The organism is Kineococcus sp. AC630 (assembly GCF_979255925.1).
On sequence record NZ_CEEDMJ010000018.1, the window covers coordinates 15,976 to 33,628 of the forward strand.

Below are 17,653 nucleotides of genomic sequence, written 5' to 3' on the forward strand. Positions count from 1 at the left end.
GCTCCGTCCCGCCGGCCGACGCCCCTACGATGGTCCCCGTCCGGCGGACCGTGCGAACGGTGCGCCGGGGGAGGGCTGGCAGAGCGGCCGAATGCGGCGGTCTTGAAAACCGCTGGGGAGGTAACCACCCCTTCCTCATGGGTTCGAATCCCATGCCCTCCGCACCAGCACGACCGGCGCCACCCGTCGCAGGGCCCCGGCGCCACGCGCCTACGATGGGGCCGTGCACGAGGTAGGACGATGAGCGCGGTCGTGGGGCCCGAACTGCCCCCGCAGCGGCGGGTCAACGCCGTCCGGGCCTTCGAGGCCCTCCCGGTCGAGGACCGCAAGGACGTCCTGGCCCTGGCCCGTCAGGGCCGCCGCCACCCCGACGAACGCGTCGCCGCCGTGGCCTGGTGGTACGCCGCGGCCGTCCTGCAGCCCCGCTGGTACAACCGCATGCCCGTCGTGGTCCCCCTCGTGGTCGCGCTGGTGCTGCTGGCGCTGGCGGTCGCGCTGAACTTCTGGCCGCTGGCGTTCCTGGGCCTGGTCGTCGTGCTCGTCGGTGCCGCCCTCACCCGGCAGCGGCTGACGACGGCGCCCGTGCTGCGGCTCATGCGCCCCGCCGACGGGGAGTAGCCCTCGCAGTTCGCAGGGTGCTGCCGGACGGGTGACCCCACCCGGCTGACGGGTGAACGGACGTCCAGTCGCCGCCCGTCCGGACCGATCAACCCCAGGTGCGGGACCGCTCGAGCAGGGGACGGGACGCGCTGGGCGCCTCGGGCCGCCTCGGCGTGGACTCCGCCGTCCTCGCGCTCCTCCTGGTGACCCTGGCCGTCCTCCAGCAGGTGCTCGGCCGCGGGAGCGCGGGGACCCTGCTCGCCTTCGGCCTCGTCGAGGCGCTCGCCGCCCTGGTCGCCGGCGTCACGTACGCCTGGGTCTCCCGGAGCGTCACCGCGGGGTGGATGCGGCGTCCGCGTCTGCTGTTCTCCGCGGCCTGCCTCTGCTGGGGTTCCGGGCAGGGGATCTTCGCGGTGCAGGACGTGCTGCACCTGCGGGTCGGCACCACCAACTGGGCCGACGTGCCCTTCCTGGCCTTCTCCGCGCTCTCGGTGGGTTCGGCCCTGGTGCACCTGCGCGGTCGCGTCCGTTCGCGCGCGGGGATCCGGGCGGCGATCGACGGGAGCCTCGTCGGCCTCTCGCTGCTCACCGTGCTCTGGGTGCTGTGGCTGGGGTCGGCCGTCCGCGGGTCCGGCCAGTCCCTGCACGAACTCGTCGTCCCCCTGGCCTACCCGGTGTTCGACGTCGTGTTCGTCACCGTGACCCTGATCTCGATCCTCCGCGCGGGACTGACGCTCCCCGGGGTCCTCATGCTGGCGGGGGGCGGGGTCTTCGCGTTCGCCGACGCGACGTACTTCTACGGGCTGCTGCGGGGTGGTTTCGAGACGGGCGGGCCGGCCGACGTCGGCTGGATCGTCGGGTTCGGGTTGTTCACCCTGACCGCCCGCTACCGGCGTACCACCCGGGACCCGGGACGTCCGCCGTCCGCGGGGTCCTGGGGGTGGCTCGTCCCGTACTTCGCCCTCGTCCCGGCGACGGCCTTCGCCGTGGTCAGGTTGTGGAGTTCCACCGACCGGTTCGTCCTCGCCCTCCTGCTGACGATCGCCGTCCTGGTCGTGGTCCGGCAGTTCCTGGCCCTGCAGGACCACCGGGTCCTGCTCGCCACCGCCGAACGACAGCGACGCCAACTCGACCTGATGGCCCACGTCGACCCCCTGACGGGACTGGAGAACCGTCGCCGGTTCTCCGACCGGATCGGCGAGGCGGTCCGGGAGTCCCTGGCGACCGGGGTTCCCGTCGTCGTGGCCTTCGTGGACCTCGACGGGTTCAAGGCCGTCAACGACACCTTCGGCCACGCCGCGGGGGACGAGTTGCTGCGCGGGGTGGCCGAACGTCTGCGCGGTTGCGTCCGCGAGGGCGACTGCGCGGCGCGCTGGGGTGGTGACGAGTTCGCCGTCCTGGTGACCGAGCCGGGCCTGGAGGCGGGCGACGTGAGCGAACGGCTGCGCCGGGCGCTGCTGGAACCCTTCCTCATCGCGGGGCGACCGCTCACCGCGACCGCGAGCATCGGGGCCGTCCGCGAGGACCCGTTCCGGTTGGCCGCCGCGCTGCCCGCCTCGTGCACCGACGAGGTCGGCGGGCTCGTCGAGACGTTGCTGGCGGCCGCCGACGCCCGGATGTACCTGGTCAAGAAGGCCCGTCGAGGATCGGTGCGCATCGAGAGCTAGCCTGCTCGGCGTGGAGTTCGAGGAGCGGACGATCCCGGTCGAGGGTGGGACCCTCGGGTTCGACGTGGGTGGCGGTTCGACGACGGTCCTGCTGCTCGCCGGGCAGTCGCTGGGGCCGGAGGTGTTCCTGGGGTTGCGCTCCGACCTCGCCGCGGCCGGTCTCCGGGTCGTCGTCGTGCACACCCGCGGGACGGGCGCGGGACGGGTCATCCCGGGGGAGTGGAGCACGTCGACCTTCGCCGACGACGCCGTCGCCGTGCTCGACCACCTGGGCCTCGACCGCGCCCACGTGTACGGGTTCTCGATGGGGGGCCGGGTCGCGACGGTCCTCGCCGCGCGCCACCCCGACCGCGTCGGCCGCCTCGTGCTGGGGGCGAGCGGACCCGGTGGTGCGCAGGAGGTCCCGCGCGATCCGGAGGTCACCCGGTCGATGCGGCACACGGCCACCCCGGAGGGTCTGCGGGGGTTGCAGGAACTGTTCTTCACCCCCGGCTGGATCGACGCCAACCCCGACGTCGCGCAGCGGTTCACCCCGCGCGGGACCCCGCGCGTCCGTCGCGCGCACCACGCGGCCAGCACCACCCACGACGGCGGCGAACTCCTGGCGGCGATCTCCGCGCCGACGCTGGTCCTGCACGGCGCCGACGACGCGATGACGCCCGTCGCCAACGCGGAACTCCTCGCCCGGGCCGTTCCCGACGCCCGGCTCACGGTGTTCCCGGGGGCCCGGCACGGCTACCTGGAGGAGTTCCGGGCCCTCGCCACCCCTGCCACCCTCGCCTTCCTCACCCCGCTCTGACGCAGGAAACCACTGGACGCCGCGGGGGGACGGTGCGAGATGCTCGCCCCGTGGACCCGGAACCCGTCGCCGCCCGGCTCGTCGGGATCGGCGGAGTCGTGGGTGTCACCCTGGGCGGGTCCCGCGCCCGCGGTGAGCACACCCCGGACTCCGACGTCGACCTCGGCCTCCACTACCGCCCGCCCCTGGACGTCGCCGCGCTCCAGCGCCTCGCGGACGAGGTGTCGCAGACGCCGACGGGGGTGAGCGAACCCGGCGACTGGGGCGCCTGGGTGGACGGCGGGGCGTGGCTGCGGGTCGACGGCACGGCCGTGGACTGGATCTACCGCGACGTCGACCGCGTCGCGCGGAGTTGCCGCGACGCGGTGGCGGGACGTTGCGACTGGCACTTCCAGGTCGGGCACCCGCTGGGGTTCCCGGGCACGACGTACGCCGGGGAACTCGCCCACGGGGTGCTCCTGGCCGACCCGACCGGGGAACTGGCGGCGTTGAAGGAGACCGTCGCCGGGTTCCCGCCGGCGTTGCGGGCCGCGGTCGTGCAGCGCCTCGACGAGGCGGAGTTCCTGCTGGGCGGCGTCGCGAAGGCGGTTCCCCGCGGGGACGCCGCCTACGTCGCGGCGGTCCTCTTCCGGGTCCTGCTGCTGTGCGCGCACGCCCTGCACGCCGACGCGGGGCGCTACGTCCTCAACGAGAAGGGGGCGATCGCGGCCACCGACCGGTTGCCGCGGGCACCCGAGGGTTTCGCCCGGCGGGCCCAGTCGGTGTTCGCCCACGGCGGTGAACTCGCCCGCAGCCTCGACACCGCCCGGGAACTCCTCGAGGAGACGGTCGCCGTGGTCAGGTGACGGTCTGCAGGGCCAGGGGCAGGCACCGCACGGTGACGCTCGACCCGGCGTCGACGTGGAACACCTCGCCGTCGAGCTGCAACGGCATCGGGGTGTGGGTGCGGAACTCGTAGGGCGTCGAACGCGACCGGTACTCGTGCCGCCCGCTCAGGACGCGGAGGAACTCCGCGATGAGGCGGAGCTTGCCGCGGTGCGGGATGAGCAGCGTCTCGAACTTGCCGTCGTCGGGGGCGGAGCCCTCGGAGAGCTGGGCGTACTTGCCCATCCGGTCGATGTTGGCGAACACCAGGCTGTCGATGTCGATGTCGGTGCCGTCGTGGGTGATCGTCAACGGTCGGTACCCCCAGAAGGCCTTGGCCACCAGGAGCGACTCCTTGACGGCGTCGAGGTCGTGCTCGTTGAGCGCGGCCGCTGCGACCGGGGTGATCCCGGCGCCGACGTAGGAGTGCGCCACCCGGGTCCGCCCGGAACCGGAGACCTCGAGCAGGTCGATCCTCGTGCTCACCCCGGCGGTGGCGGCGTCCCGGATCGCTTCCGCGAGAGGCCGTTCCTGGGTCGCGGTGGCGTGGTCGTTGGCGTTGCCGGACGGCAGCACCGCGGCCGCGCCCCGGCCCGCGGAGATCACGCCGTTGACGACCTCGTGGTAGCCACCGTCCCCGCTGGCGGACACGACGAGGGTTCCCGGTTCGGCCCGGACCGCGTCCCGGGCGAGTTCCTCCGCGTGGCCGGCGCGCTCCGTCTCGACGAGTTCGACGGGGAGGTCCGGTGCCGTCAGGGCGAGTTCGTCGCGCAGGCCGCGGGCGTTGTCGGGGCCGTCACCGGTGCTGTTCGGGTTCAGCACGACGACGACACGACGCAGTGGTTCGCTCACGACGCCACCGTAGGGGTTGTGACGTACCCGTGCTCCTTGTCGACGACGTGGCGCAGCGGTTCACCGGCGACGAAGCGGGCGACCTGGTCCAGCAGCAGCAGTTCGAGTCGCGCGGTGAACCCCACCACGTCGCCGGCCAGGTGCGGGGAGACGAGGGCGCCGGGGGTGTCCCACCAGGGGCTGTCGGCGGCCAGCGGTTCGCGGGTCCAGACGTCGAGGGCGACACCGCCGATCCGACGCTCCTGCAACGCTTCCAGCAGCGCGTCCTCGTCCACGACCGGCCCACGGCCGACGTTGACGACGATCGTCCCCGGCCGCATCCGCTGCACGACCTCACGCCCGAGCAGACCGCGGGTGCTCTCGGAGAGGGGGGCCGTGACGAGGACGAGGTCGTGGTCACCGACCACGTCGGCCAGGGTCTCCGGGCCGGAGAACGACCCGAACGGAGCAACGGCGGGCCGTGCGCTGCGCACGATCCCGTCGACGCGGACCCCGAGCGCGGCGAACAACCGGGCGACCTCGGTGCCGATCGACCCCGCCCCGACCACCAGCGCGCGACGCCCGGCGAGGCTGCGGGTCTCGCGGTGCTCCCAGCGGTGCTCGTCCTGCAACCGCACCGTGGCGGGGAGGTCCTTGAGGAACCCCAGGACGCAGGTCAGCACGTACTCCGCGATGTCGGTGTCCAGGACGCCGCGGCTGCAGGTCAGCGTGGAGGCGTGGCGGCGCAACGCGGGGAACAGCAGCCGGTCCGGACCCGCGCTGCTCGTGTGCACCCAGCGGAGCCGCTGCGGTGCAGCGGCTTCCCAGGCCTGCGCGATCCGCGCGTCGAACCCGTCCCAGACGACGAGCCCGTCGGCGTCCGAGAGGGCCTGGGCCAGTAGGGGGTCCTCCGGCCGCACGAGGCGGACGGTCGTGAGTTCCCGCAGCGGCGCGAGGTCCGGGGACGAACCGGCGGGGACGACGAGGAGGTCGTGGTCGGCGGTCACCGGACCATCCTGGCGATCCGGTCCTGCCCTCCGGCGGCGGGGACGGGGGAGTGCCCGGCCAGCCAGGCGAGGACGGCCGCGGCGGGCATCGGCCGTGCGTGGAGGTAGCCCTGCGTCTCGTCGACGCCGAGTTCGGCCAGGCGGTGCAGCGTCTCCGCGTCCTCGACCCCTTCGACCAGCATCCGCAGCCCGAGGCTGTGGGCGAGGTCGGCGGTGCTCGCGATGATGGCCGCCGTGCGGGGATCTCCCGTCAGGCGCACGGTGAAGGCGCGGTCCAGCTTGAGTTCGGCGGCGGGCAGGTCCTGCAGGTAGGCGAGGGAGGAGTACCCCGTCCCGTAGTCGTCGATGCTCACCGAGGTGCCGAGCAGCAGGAGGTCCTCGATCGTCTCCCGGCTGCGTTCCGGGTCGGCCATCAACGTCGTCTCGGTGATCTCGAGGACCAGTGCGGCGGGGTCGAGGCCGGACTCCTGGAGCACCGTCGCGACCAGGTCGGGCAGCGAGGGGTTCAGCAGGCAGCTCGTCGCCAGGTTCACCGAGATGCGCAACGGACGGCCGTGCCGGGCCCAGGTGGTGGCGTCGGCCGCGGCCTGGCGCAGGACGGTGCTCGTGATGTCGGCCATCAGCCCGTGGCTCTCGGCCAGGTCCAGGAAGGCGGCCGGAGCGAGCGTCCCCAGCCGCGGGTGCTGCCAGCGGACCAGGGCCTCCATGCCCACGGTCCGGCCGGTGCGGACGTCCACCTGGGGCTGGTAGTGCGGCGTCAGCTGCCCGGCGGCGATGCCGTGGGTGAGTTCCTCGACCAGGGACCGCTGCGCCCGCGCGGCGCGGTCGGCCTCGTCGTCGTAGACCGAGAACCCTCCGCCGGCGCGCTTGGCGACGTACATCGACGCGTCGGCGCGACGCAGCAGTTCACCCGCGGGGTCGGCGACGGGTCCGTGACCGCTCAGGGGCCACGACGCGATGCCGGTGCTGGAGGCGAGGGAGGTCCAGCGGGATCCCACGAGCACGGGTTCGTCCAGGGCCTCGGCGATCCGCACGGCGACGACGCTCGCCTGCGCCGCACCGAGTCCGGGCAGCAGGACGGCGAACTCGTCACCGCCGACCCGGGTCAGCAGACCGCCCACGGGGACGACGCCGCGGACCCGCTGGGCCGTCAGCTGCAGGAGGAGGTCTCCCTGGGCGTGCCCGTGGGTGTCGTTGACCTCCTTGAACCCGTCGAGGTCGAGCAGCAGCAGGGCGGCGGGGGCGTCGTCCTCCTGGGTCGCTCGCAGCGCCGCCGCCAGGGCCCGGCGGTTCGGCAGACCGGTCAGGTCGTCGGTGAGGGCCAGACGGCGGCTGTCGGCGAGGCGGAGCACCTCGCGGAAGACGACCGCGCCCTTGAACCCCACCCCGACCAGGCCGAGCAGCGCGAGCTGAGCCGTCGGGGCGGGCAGCCGGTCGACGTGGTCGACGGCGAGCAGGGAGCAGCTGATGACCAGCACGACGAGCGGGGTCAGCATGGTCGACCACCCGGCGACGACCCGCTCCGCGACGTGCTCGGTGCCGCGCGCCCAGGAGGCCAGGCAGACCAGGGCGAGCGCCACGAGACGGCCGGCGTCGACGGCCGGGCTCAGGGCGGGCCCGGTGAACGTGCCGCACAGGCGGAGCACGCCGGCGACGTCGGACAGCGTGAGCACCCCGAACGCCACGACCAGCAGCACCGTGCCGCGCTCGGTGCGTCGGCGCAGGATGGCGCAGGTCGCCAGGGCCACGGAGAACAGCAGCAGGTCGAACGCGGGTCGGCCGACGAGCGCGAGGGCCGCGAGGCGGCCGACCCCGGTCGCCTCGGCGACGGGCTCGACGAACACCGCCGCGGCGAACGCCGCGAGGGCGATCATGGTGAGCGCGCCGTCCAGCCAGGCGCTCGGGAGGAGGTCCTGCACGCGCCGGCGCAGCAGACCCATCTGGGCGCTGTAGAAGACGGGGTAGGCCAGCAGCCCGAGCGAGGCGAGGACCTGGTGCTCGGTCAGTGCCGCCGCGGTGACGTCGCTCGCGCCGTGCGAGGCCAGCAGGAGGACCAGCTGGGTCCCGGCGAGCAGCGCGGCACCGGCCGCGAAACCGCCCCAGACCCACCGGCTCTCCGCTCGGACGACGGGGCGGACGACGAGCGCCAGGAGCAGCAGGACGAGCAGCACGACGTAGCCGGCCGTGGCCAGCGGCGACGCGAGCCCGGCCGCGCCGACGGCACACAGCAGCGCCAGCCCGGTCACCCTGCGTCGAGGAATCGTCTTCACAACGCCACCTTCGACGCTGAACGGGTGCCGGAAAGGTGATTTGACGTTCAACCACCCGGATGGCCGCGTTTCCCCTCGACACACGGGAGGCCCACCTCCGCGAACGCGGGGGTGGACCTCCCGGTCACCGGGGTGAGGTCAGGCGCGGAAGTCGGCGGGGCGCTCGCGCGGCGCGGCGGCGAGGGCCGCGGTGATCGTCTCGGCGCTGCCCTCGGCCCCGTAGACGGGGGTGCCGGGCTGCTGGCGCCAGGAGTCGGCCAGCGATCCGCCGTCGACGCCGTCGAAGCCCATCTCGTCCAGCAGGGCGATGACGGTGGCCTTGGCCTCCTCGTCGTCGGCGGCGACGGGCAGGGCCCGGCGTTCCATGTCGCCCACGGGACGGGTCGCGCTGAGCAGGTGCTCGGCGTGGATGCCGTTGAACGCCTTCACCCACCGCAGCCGACCGGCCGGGTCGAGGTGCTGCGCGGCCCACACGGTCTCCGGGGTGCCGGCCTCGATCTCGGCGATCAGGCCGTCGCGTTCACGGGGGTAGTAGTTGCCGGTGTCGATCACGACGGTGCCGTCGGGGAGGGCGTCGAGCAGACCCGCGGGCAGGTCCGGCACGTTCTTCTGCGGCACGGTCACCACCACGAGTTCAGCGCCCTGCGCCGCCTCGCCCGCCGGCACGGCGACCGCGCCGGTCTCCGCGGCGAGGTCCGCGAGCGTCTCCGGTCCGCGGGAGTTGGCGATCCGGACCCGGTGACCGAGACCGGTGAAGGAGCGTGCGAGGTTTCCGCCGATGTTGCCGGCGCCGATGATGCCGATGTCCATGTCCGCACCGTAGGTCGCCTCCCGCCGGTGCGCTCCCCCGGGGGTCGAGGGCAGGGCACGTCCCGGCGCGCGAGGTCGCGCGCCGGGACGCAGCGGGTCAGAGGGTGGCGGTGTCGATCACGAAGCGGTAGCGCACGTCGGAGGCGAGCACGCGTTCGTAGGCCTCGTTGATCTTCTCGGCCGGGATCGTCTCGATCTCGGACCCGAGGTGGTGCTCGGCGCAGAAGTCGAGCATCTCCTGGGTCTCGCGGATCCCGCCGATGTTGGAACCGGCGAAGCTGCGGTTGCCCATGACGACGGAGAACATGTGCAGCGAGATCGGCTTCTCGGGCAGGCCGACGTTGACCATCGCGCCGTTGACCTCGAGCAGCGAGAGGAACTTGTCGAAGTCCAGCTGCGCGCTGACGGTGTTGACGATGAGGTCGAAGGAGCCCTTGAGGTCCTCGAAGGTCGCGTCGTCGGAGGTCGCGTAGTAGTGCGCGGCGCCCAGGCGCAACCCGTCCTCCTGCTTCTTCAGCGACTGCGACAGGACGGTGACCTCGGCGCCCATGGCGGCGGCGATCTTGACGGCCATGTGGCCGAGCCCACCGAGGCCGACGACGGCGACCTTCTTGCCGGGGCCGGCGCCCCAGTGGCGCAGCGGGGAGTACGTGGTGATCCCCGCGCACAGCAGCGGCGCGGCCTCGTCGAGCTCGATGCCGTCGGGGATGTTCAGGACGAAGGCCTCGGTCACGACGATGGCCTGGGAGTAGCCGCCCTGGGTGGGCTGGCCGTCCTTGCCGACGCTGTTGTAGGTGCCGATGTTGCCCTTGAGGCAGAACTGCTCGTTGCCGGCGGTGCAGTTCTTGCACTCCCCGCAGGAGTCGACCATGCAGCCGACGCCGACGCGGTCGCCGACGGAGAACTTGGTGACCTCGGAGCCGACCTCGGTGACGATGCCGGCGATCTCGTGGCCGACGACGACCGGGTAGTTCGCGGGGCCCCACTCGCTGCGGGCGGTGTGGATGTCGGAGTGGCAGATGCCGGCGAACTTGATGTCGATCGCGACGTCCTTGGGCCCGACGTCGCGGCGTTCGACCTCGAACGGCGTCAGGGGCTCGGTCGCGGACGTGGCGGCGTAGGCCTTGACTGTGGTGGGCACGACTTCTCCAGTGCTTGTTGCCGGGGGGTGCGGACACGCGTCGTTGCGCCGTGGCCGACGGTATCCCGACACCTGGGAAGGCGCAGAACAAGTGGTTGCACCTTCTACCAGACGCGGCCCACCCGTACCGGCAGCACCATGGTCATGTGTGCGAGGCGATGCCCGAAGCCGAGCTCGACCTGCCGGCGGACCTGTCCGCGGCCCGTCGGGCCCGAGTGTTCGTGCGCTCGCGCATGTGCCCGGACCACGCGGGGGACGTCCTGGACCGGGCTCTGCTGGTCATCTCCGAGCTGATCGTCAACGCCGTCGAGCACGGTCAGCCCCCCGTCCGCGCCTGCGTGGACTGCCGCTCGGGGGTCCTGCACCTCGAGGTCAGCGACGGCAGCGAGGCCACGCCGCAGCTGTCCACCCCCGGCGCCGACGCCGAGTCCGGACGCGGGGTCGGGCTCGTCGCCGTCCTGAGCTCCGCCTGGGGTGTGCGCCCGGAAGCGAGCGGCAAGACCGTCTGGTGCGACCTCTCCGCTTGACCCCGCCGGGTCAGGACGTGGGGTGCACGCGGAGCAGCAGGAGCGCGATGTCGTCCTCGCTGCCCGGTGACATCCGCGCCAGCAGCGTGTCGCAGAACCGGTCCGCAGGCAGTCCGGCGAGCTCGACGGCGTTGCGCCGCAACCGGTCGAGCCCCTCGTCGAGGTCCTCGTCGCGGCGTTCCACCAGTCCGTCGGTGTAGAGCAGCAGCGTGTCGCCCTCGAGCAGGGCGACGGTGTGGTCGTGCCGTTGCAGGCCGGAGTCGAGACCCAGCAGCAGGTCGTGCGGGCGGTCGAGGAGTTCCGCCCGCCCGTCGGCGTGCACCACCAGCGGGGGGAGGTGGCCCGCGCTGGACCAGCGCAGCACGCGCGTGGTGTCGGTCGGACCCCGTTCGACCCGGGCCAGGACGGCCGTCCCGAGGGTGTCGACGGCGAGGTCGCGCATCGCCCGTTCCAGGGCCTCGAGGATGCGGGCGGGGGAGTCGCGGAGGGCGTGGGCCACCCCGCGCAGGACGTTGCGCACCTGCGCCATCGCGACGGCCGCACCCCGGTCGTGGCCGGTGACGTCGCCGATCACCAGGAAGGTGCTGCCGTCGGCGACGGTGAAGCCGTCGTACCAGTCGCCGCCGATCTGGGCGCCGTCGGCGGCGGCGACGTAGCGCGCGACGAGTTGCAGGTCGTCGAAGCGGGGGAGTTCCGTGAGCAGGCTCAGCTGCAGTTCCTCGGCCAGACCGCGCTGCGCGGCGGAGAGCTGCGCGTTGTCCAGGCCGAGTCCGATCTGGCGGCTGACCTCCTCCAGCGTGGCGGTGTCCTCGGCGGAGAACGGTTCGCGGTCCGCGGTGCGGACCACGGTCAGCAGTCCCCGGGTCCGGCCCCGCCCGCGCAACGGCAGGACGACGGTGGTGGCGGGAGCCAGGTCGACGAGGAGTTCGTGCGCGCGCCCGGGTTCCAGGAGGCGACCGGGGGGCAGGGCGGCGGAGTCCACCAGGACGAGGGTCCCGTGGGTCAGCGCGTCGCGGACCGGGGAGTCGTCGGTGAACGCCTCGACCCGCAGTCCGCGGTACTCCTCGAGGACCCCCCGCAGCAGGGGGTCGTGGTGCCAGGCCCCCACGTCGCGCAGCCGCTTCTTCCAGGGCGCCGTTCCCCCGTCGAGGGTGGACACGATGGTCCAGTCGGCGAACCGCGGCACGAGCGCGCGGACGGCGTCCAGCAGGGCCTGTTCGGCGTCGAGGGTCTCGGCGAACGCGCCGGCGACCTCGGCCAGGGCGGCGGCCCGTTCCGCGTTGCGTTCCGCTTCCTGTTGCGCCGCGATTCGTCCGCTGATGTCCAGGAAGTAGATCCCGACCCCGTCGTCGACGGGCACGACCCGGACCTCGAACCACGCGTCGAGCGGGGGTGGGTAGTAGGCGTCGAAGGACACGTTCGCGCCGCCGTCCGCGACGCGGCGGTACTCCTGGATCAGCGTCGAGCCCTCGATCCGCGGGAACGCGTCCCGGACCGTCCGGCCGAGGAACTGCGCCCGCGGGGTCGCGAGGACCCGTTCGGCCTCGGCGTTGGCGTAGGAGAACCGTCCGTCCCGGTCGAGGGCGACGTACCCGACGGCCATCGTGTCGAGGACGGTCCCGATGCGCGCCTCCCCGCGCCGCAACGCCGTCAGGTCGGTCACCGCGCCCACGAACCGGTCGACGCGACCGTCCAGGCCGGGGGAGGGTTTCCCGCGGGCGGCGATCCAGCGCAGTCCGCCGTCGGGGCGCAGGATCCGGAACTGCGCCTCGTAGACCCGGCTGGTGGCGATGGCCTCGGCCAGGAGGCGGGTGACCTCGGGCAGGTCCTCGGGGTGAACGGCGGCGTTGAAGCTGTCGATGCGGCCGCCGAACGTCTCCGGGGTGAGCCCGAAGAGGTCCAGCAGCACGTCGTCCCAGACGAGGGAGTCGTCGGCGAAGTTCCACTCCCAGGTGCCGATCCCGGCCGCCGTGGCGGCCGACCCGAGTTCCGCGGCCCGCTGTCGCCCCCGGTAGTCGTCGGTGAGGGCGGAGATCTCGAGATGGCCGGTGGCCGCGCTCGCGAGCTCGGTGAGGATCTCCTGGTCGCGGGCCGTCCAGCCGCGGGGTTCGTGCTGGTGCACGCAGAGCGACCCGACGACGTGGCCGTCGTCGGCGACCATCGGCACCCCGAGGTAGGACCCGAGGAACCCCGTCACCACGGGGCGGCGGTCGCGCACCCGGACGTCGTGCACCGCGTCGGCGACGACGAGGGCCTGCCCCTCCTCCACGACGATGGCGCAGAAGGAGTCGATGCGGGAGGTGCTCGAACCGGCGTTCTGCGCCGTCTCGCCGGCCGCGGTGACGGTGTGGCGCACGTCGGTGACCAGCGAGACCTCGGCGGAGGTGGTGTGCAGCATCTGCGCCGCCAGCGACGTCACGACGTCGAGGGCGCCGAGCGGTGCGGCACCCAGCAGGCGCTCGGTCGCGGCGATGCGGGCGTCCTCGCCGGTCTGTTCCGTCACCCGTCGGCTCCCCTCGAAGGGGCGGCGTCGAATGCTCCCCGTCACACATCATGACGCAGAGTGTTCGGTTCGGTACGGTCGGGAGCGTCTAGAAGGGTCTAGAAGGTGTGTGGAGTCAGGTACGGGTGACGCGGACCGCGACGATCGCCACGTCGTCGTCGCTGCCGTCGGGCAGCATCCGCACCAGCAGCTGGTCGCAGAGCGTCTCCACGTCCGCCCCCTCCACCCCGGCCACGGCGTGCACGACGTCGCGCAGTTCACCCAGACGGACGTCCATCGGACGGTCGCGCCGCTCCACCAGACCGTCGGTGTAGAGCAGCAGCGTGGACCCCCGCTCGAGGCGAGCCTCCTGCTGCACGCGCTGCTGACCGGCACCGAGTCCCAGGACGATCCCCTCCCCGGCCAGGAAGCGCACCGATCCGTCCGGGTCGGCGACCACCGGGGGCAGGTGACCGGCCGTGCACCAGCGGATCACGCGTGCGCCGTCGGCGGACTCGGGGTCGAGCTGCAGGACGACCGCCGTGGCCAGCGTCGTCAGGCCGAGGCCCGCGAGGACCTCGTCGAGACGCCGCAGGACCTCGTCGGGCTGCGCGGAACGGTCGTAGGCCAGTGCCCGCACCAGGGTCCGCAGCTGGCCCATCGCGGCCGCCGCCGACACGTCGTGACCCATGACGTCACCGATGACGACGACGGTCCGCCCGTCGGGCTGGGTGAACGCGTCGTACCAGTCCCCACCGACCTGGGCCGCCTCGGCCGCCGGGTGGTAGCGGGTGGCGATGGACAGCCCGGCCGACTGGGTCGGCGGACTCAACATGCTGCGCTGCAACGTCTCCGACGACGTCCGCTGCTGGGCGTAGAGCCGGGCGTTCTCCAGCGCCACCCCGGCCCGGGCCCCCAGGTCGCTCGCCGTCGCCAGGTCGTCCTCGGTGAAGGCGGCCCGGTCGGGACCGGAGAGCAGCGTCAGCGAACCCGTCACCAGGCCCCGCGCGCGCAACGGCACGACGATCGCGCTGCCCAGCCCGAGACGGCGCAGGACCTGCGCGGTCTCGGTGGACGCGACGGCGTCGACGTGCTCGTCCTCGACGGTCACCAGCGTCGGCCCGAGCTCCCCGTGCAGGACGCGCAGGGAGATCGAGCCGTTACCCAGACCGTGGTGCAGCTCCTGGAACCGGTCGGTCTCGGCGGCCAGCGTCGGGTTGGCGTGCGACGCGTGGACGTGCCGCGTCCGGCCGCTCCCGTCGAGGAGGGTCGCGAACGCCCACTGGGCGAACTCCGGGACGACCAGCGAGGGCAGGAGGTCCTGCGCGGCAGCGGGGTCCAGGACCTCCGACAACTGCTCGGTCACCCTGGAGAGGAACTCCAGCCGGTGCCGGGCGTCGCGGGCGTAGGCCAGCGCCGCATCGCGTTCGCGCTCGGCCTGCACCCGCAACGTCACGTCGGACTGCACGCCGACGAAGTGCGTGACCCGACCCTCGGCGTTGCGGATGGGGGAGATCACCACCTCGTTCCAGAACGCCGTGCCGTCCTTGCGGTAGTTCAGCAGGAGCTCCGTGATCGTTTCGCCCGTCTCCAGGGCGTGTCGGATCCGCTGGACCGCGTCGCGATCGGTCTCCGGCCCCTGCAGGAACCGGCAGTTCGTCCCCAGCACCTCGCGGCCGTACCCGGTCACCCGCTCGAAGGCGGGGTTCACCCACACCAGCGGGTTGTCCGGCTGGGCCGGGTCGGAGATCGTGAACGACAGGTCGCTGGCCAGGACCGCGCGGCTGTGGAGGCGCTCCGCGGACTCCTTCGCGTCCCGGACCAGTCCCTCCTCGCGCAGCGGCAGCAACGCCACCAGGGCCAGCCCGCTGAGCTCGTCGACGGGCGCGTCCGACAACGGCAGGCCGATGACCCACAACGCCTCACGGGCGCCCGACATGTCGGAGGACCGGGCCGCGGTGACGCGTTCGCCGTGCACGGGTTCGCCGCGGGCGATCCGCGACAGCGGCGACGAGCCCGTCGCCGGGTCCGAGATGTCGATGCCGTCGGGAGCCTGCAGACCCGCCGCCCGCGACCAGTCGTCCACCGCGCAGGGCAGGGACACCCCGGGAGCGAGCTGGTCCGCGAGGGGGTTGGCGAACAGGACCACGCCGTCGGCCACCCGCACCAGCAGCACCGCACCGGGCTGACCGTGCAGGACCTGTGGCAACTGCGCGGCGGTCCCGGCGAACGCCGTCGAGTTCGTCCCGTCCATCGGAAAGAGGTTAAGCCCCACTCCGGGGTGGCGCGAGCCTGAGCGCGGGGCCCGGGGGCCGTCCCGGTGGTCCTGCCCTCACACCACGGCGACGGCCGCGGCCCGACGCCGCTCCAGGACCCAGCGCACCAGCTCCGCCGCCGGGACCGGCCGCGAGTGCAGGTAGCCCTGCGACTCGTCGCACCCCGTGCGCCGCAGCAGCTCCAGCGTCGCCTCGTCCTCGACCCCCTCCGCCACCGTCCGCAGACCCAGGTGGTGGGCCAGCTCCACCGTCCCCGCGACGATCGCCGCGATCCGCTCGTCGGTCAGCGCACGCATCGTGAACGAGCGGTCGATCTTCAGCTCCGTGGCCGGCAGGTTCGCCAGGTAGGCCAACGAGGAGTACCCCGTCCCGAAGTCGTCGATGCTCAGCGCGCAACCGCGCGCGGTGATCTCGTGGCACATCGCCAGCGCCCGCTCCGGGTCCCGCATCAGGGTGGTCTCGGTGACCTCGACGACCAGGCGGGAGGAGGCCGTACCGCTGCGGACGACCTCGTCGAGGACCTCCAGCAGCTGCGGGTCCGACAGGTACGTCGTGGAGGTGTTGATCGACAACCGCAGGTCGAGCCCCGCCGTGCGCCACCGGGCCAGGTCGGCGCTCGCGGTCCGGGCGACGTGGGAGGTGAGGGCCGGCATCAGCCCGCGCTCCTCGACGATCGAGAGGAACGCGGCCGGGGCGAGCAGCCCGTGCCGGGGGTGCTGCCAGCGCACCAGGGCCTCGACGCCGACGACCTCGCCGCTGCGCAGGCAGAGCTGGGGTTGGTAGTGCACCTCGAACGGGAGGGCCTGCGGGCACTCGAAGGCGGCGTGCAGGTCCTCGGCCAGGTCGGCGCGCCCCCGCCAGAGCCGGTCGATCTCGTCGTCGTGCAGCGTGGCGCCGCCGCCGTCGCCCTTCGCCACGTACATCGCGGCGTCCGCTCGGCGCAGCAGCTCCAGCCCGTCGAGGTCGTCGAGACCGGTAGAGGTGGCGACGCCGACGCTGGCGCCGACGTCGAAGGAGCGGCCCTCGACGATCAGGCCGCCGCCGATCGCCGCGGCGAAGGTCCGAGCGGTGCGCAGCGCGGCGGCCGCGTCGGCTCCGGTGAGGACGACGGCGAACTCGTCGCCGCCGAGCCGCGTCAGCAGGCCCCGCGGCGGGGTGAGTTCCTGCAGCCGGACGGCCGCGACCTGCAGCAGCCGGTCCCCGACGCCGTGACCGTGGTGGTCGTTGACCTCCTTGAAGCGGTCCAGGTCGAGCAGGGCGACGGCGACCGGCGCCTCTCCCGCGCAGGCTTCCTCGACGGCCGCGGTGAAGGCCCGGCGGTTGCCCAGCCCGGTCAGCTCGTCGGTGCGGGCGGCGCGACGGTCGCGGTCCTGCCCGGTGATCTCGCCGACGAAGCGGAACAACCGCACGCAGGCCAGCAGCATCGCGAGCCCCGCCCAGACCAGCGCGGCGCGGGCCCCGGGGACGCTGAGGGCGGCGAAGGCCGTCACCAGACCCAGCCCGAGCGCCCCGAACGCGCTGAGCGCCAGCGAGAGCGGCGACGGCACCGAGGGGTCCCCGCGCGAGGGGCGCAGCAGCGCGCACCCGCCGAGGGTGGCGGCGAGCGCGGCCCAGGACAGCGAGGCCAGGACCTGAGCCGTCGCCGAGGGGTGCAGCGCGAGGTGCGCCTGTCCGGCCAGCACCGCGGCGACGCTCGCCACGACCACCCAGCCGCGGGCGTTGCGCACGGCCTGGGCCGAGATCATCACGACGACGTAGGAGGCCAGGAGCACCAGCAGGGCGCCGAGGTGGAAGGCGTGCAGCTGCGTCGCGAAGGTGCCCGCCCGGTGGCCGGCGGACGCGGCCACCGTCAGCAGGATCCCGGTGAACGCAGCCGTGCTCCCGACGCCGAGCAGCCAGTCCGCCCGGCCGGTGCCCGACGTCGAGGTGCGCTGGCGGTTCCAGTGCAGCAGGGCGCGGTAGAGGAAGAAGCACGTCGTCTGCGCGCAGGCGACGAGCGCGACGTCCGTGAGGGGGGACCGGATCCCGCCGGCCCGGACGACGGTGTCGAGCGCGGAACCGAGGAGCAGCGTCCCGACGCCGAACTGGTAGGAGCGCCACACCGACCTCTCACCGGCGGGGCGGCGCACCCGGAAGGTCAGGGCCGCGAACGAGGCGGCGATGACCGTCGTGCGGACGAGCGCGACCGCGGTGACGACCGTGTCCCCCATGACTGCCCCCTCGGTGCTCGTGGCCCCTCCCGCCCGCCATCCTGGTCATCGGCGCGGGTGATGACCAGATAGATCGGTCGAATGGGTGAGATCCAGGCCGGGATAGGCCTGCGGGACAAGCCATCTCGTTGCGCGTGACACCACTTTGGTGACGGAGGGAGATTGTGTG

Annotated in this window: 13 protein-coding genes and 1 tRNA gene; 6 read left to right on the top strand and 8 right to left on the bottom strand. The window is 73.3% G+C overall.

Annotated features, from left to right (window positions below):
• Positions 1 to 69 precede the first annotated feature (69 nt).
• The 5 genes from AC0I8G_RS18490 to AC0I8G_RS18510 all read left to right on the top strand — a co-directional run bounded on the left by AC0I8G_RS18490 (position 70) and on the right by AC0I8G_RS18510 (position 3,911).
• Positions 70 to 162, top strand: a tRNA-Ser gene (locus tag AC0I8G_RS18490).
• Positions 163 to 240: 78 nt separating this feature from the next.
• Entirely contained in the window at positions 241 to 618 is a 378-nt protein-coding gene (locus AC0I8G_RS18495) for a hypothetical protein (RefSeq protein WP_380257734.1), read from the top strand.
• Between the two features lie 98 nt (positions 619 to 716).
• A complete protein-coding gene (locus AC0I8G_RS18500) occupies positions 717 to 2,267 on the top strand; it encodes a GGDEF domain-containing protein (RefSeq protein ID WP_471731253.1) in 1,551 nt (516 codons plus the stop codon).
• 10 nt (positions 2,268 to 2,277) lie between these two features.
• Positions 2,278 to 3,066, top strand: coding sequence for an alpha/beta fold hydrolase (locus tag AC0I8G_RS18505; protein WP_471731254.1), 789 nt, complete (start codon positions 2,278 to 2,280; stop codon positions 3,064 to 3,066).
• 50 nt (positions 3,067 to 3,116) lie between these two features.
• A complete protein-coding gene (locus AC0I8G_RS18510) occupies positions 3,117 to 3,911 on the top strand; it encodes a nucleotidyltransferase domain-containing protein (protein WP_471731255.1) in 795 nt (264 codons plus the stop codon).
• Here the strand turns inward: AC0I8G_RS18510 and AC0I8G_RS18515 are convergent.
• The 5 genes from AC0I8G_RS18515 to AC0I8G_RS18535 all read right to left on the bottom strand — a co-directional run bounded on the left by AC0I8G_RS18515 (position 3,904) and on the right by AC0I8G_RS18535 (position 9,989).
• The gene (locus AC0I8G_RS18515; RefSeq protein ID WP_471731256.1) at positions 3,904 to 4,782 is read right to left on the bottom strand and encodes a diacylglycerol/lipid kinase family protein; all 879 of its coding nucleotides are present in this window, start codon (positions 4,780 to 4,782) and stop codon (positions 3,904 to 3,906) included. The two genes, AC0I8G_RS18510 and AC0I8G_RS18515, sit on opposite strands and share 8 nt — an antisense overlap.
• A complete protein-coding gene (locus tag AC0I8G_RS18520; protein WP_471731257.1) occupies positions 4,779 to 5,768 on the bottom strand; it encodes a D-2-hydroxyacid dehydrogenase in 990 nt (329 codons plus the stop codon). Before AC0I8G_RS18520 ends, AC0I8G_RS18515 begins: the two co-directional genes overlap by 4 nt.
• Positions 5,765 to 8,038 carry a putative bifunctional diguanylate cyclase/phosphodiesterase gene (locus tag AC0I8G_RS18525; protein ID WP_471731258.1) on the bottom strand — a complete coding sequence of 758 codons (2,274 nt, stop codon included), beginning with the start codon at positions 8,036 to 8,038 and terminating at the stop codon, positions 5,765 to 5,767. The genes AC0I8G_RS18520 and AC0I8G_RS18525 overlap by 4 nt, the downstream gene beginning before the upstream one ends.
• 138 nt (positions 8,039 to 8,176) lie before the next feature.
• Entirely contained in the window at positions 8,177 to 8,848 is a 672-nt protein-coding gene (locus AC0I8G_RS18530) for an NADPH-dependent F420 reductase (RefSeq protein ID WP_471731259.1), read from the bottom strand.
• Between the two features lie 97 nt (positions 8,849 to 8,945).
• The gene (locus tag AC0I8G_RS18535) at positions 8,946 to 9,989 is read right to left on the bottom strand and encodes an NAD(P)-dependent alcohol dehydrogenase (RefSeq protein ID WP_471731260.1); all 1,044 of its coding nucleotides are present in this window, start codon (positions 9,987 to 9,989) and stop codon (positions 8,946 to 8,948) included.
• 158 nt (positions 9,990 to 10,147) lie between these two features.
• On the opposite strand from AC0I8G_RS18535, the gene AC0I8G_RS18540 reads away from it, so the two are divergent.
• The gene (locus tag AC0I8G_RS18540) at positions 10,148 to 10,516 is read left to right on the top strand and encodes an ATP-binding protein (RefSeq protein ID WP_471731261.1); all 369 of its coding nucleotides are present in this window, start codon (positions 10,148 to 10,150) and stop codon (positions 10,514 to 10,516) included.
• Positions 10,517 to 10,526: 10 nt separating this feature from the next.
• Here the strand turns inward: AC0I8G_RS18540 and AC0I8G_RS18545 are convergent, their stop codons facing one another.
• The 3 genes from AC0I8G_RS18545 to AC0I8G_RS18555 all read right to left on the bottom strand — a co-directional run bounded on the left by AC0I8G_RS18545 (position 10,527) and on the right by AC0I8G_RS18555 (position 17,484).
• Positions 10,527 to 13,019, bottom strand: a complete 2,493-nt coding sequence (locus AC0I8G_RS18545; protein WP_471731262.1) for a SpoIIE family protein phosphatase — start codon at positions 13,017 to 13,019, stop codon at positions 10,527 to 10,529.
• Between the two features lie 115 nt (positions 13,020 to 13,134).
• Positions 13,135 to 15,252: a SpoIIE family protein phosphatase gene (locus AC0I8G_RS18550; protein WP_471731263.1), complete on the bottom strand. Its 2,118-nt coding sequence runs from the start codon at positions 15,250 to 15,252 to the stop codon at positions 13,135 to 13,137.
• A gap of 78 nt (positions 15,253 to 15,330) precedes the next feature.
• The gene (locus AC0I8G_RS18555; protein ID WP_471731264.1) at positions 15,331 to 17,484 is read right to left on the bottom strand and encodes a putative bifunctional diguanylate cyclase/phosphodiesterase; all 2,154 of its coding nucleotides are present in this window, start codon (positions 17,482 to 17,484) and stop codon (positions 15,331 to 15,333) included.
• Positions 17,485 to 17,653: the final 169 nt, after the last annotated feature.

What these genes read in the sequence shown, in the direction of transcription:
- AC0I8G_RS18555 (WP_471731264.1), bottom strand. Translation starts at nt 17,484, where the DNA reads ATGGGGGACACGGTCGTCACCGCGGTCGCGCTCGTCCGCACGACGGTC.
- AC0I8G_RS18550 (WP_471731263.1), bottom strand. Translation starts at nt 15,252, where the DNA reads ATGGACGGGACGAACTCGACGGCGTTCGCCGGGACCGCCGCGCAGTTG.
- AC0I8G_RS18540 (WP_471731261.1), top strand. Translation starts at nt 10,148, where the DNA reads ATGCCCGAAGCCGAGCTCGACCTGCCGGCGGACCTGTCCGCGGCCCGT.
- AC0I8G_RS18495 (WP_380257734.1), top strand. Translation starts at nt 241, where the DNA reads ATGAGCGCGGTCGTGGGGCCCGAACTGCCCCCGCAGCGGCGGGTCAAC.
- AC0I8G_RS18530 (WP_471731259.1), bottom strand. Translation starts at nt 8,848, where the DNA reads ATGGACATCGGCATCATCGGCGCCGGCAACATCGGCGGAAACCTCGCA.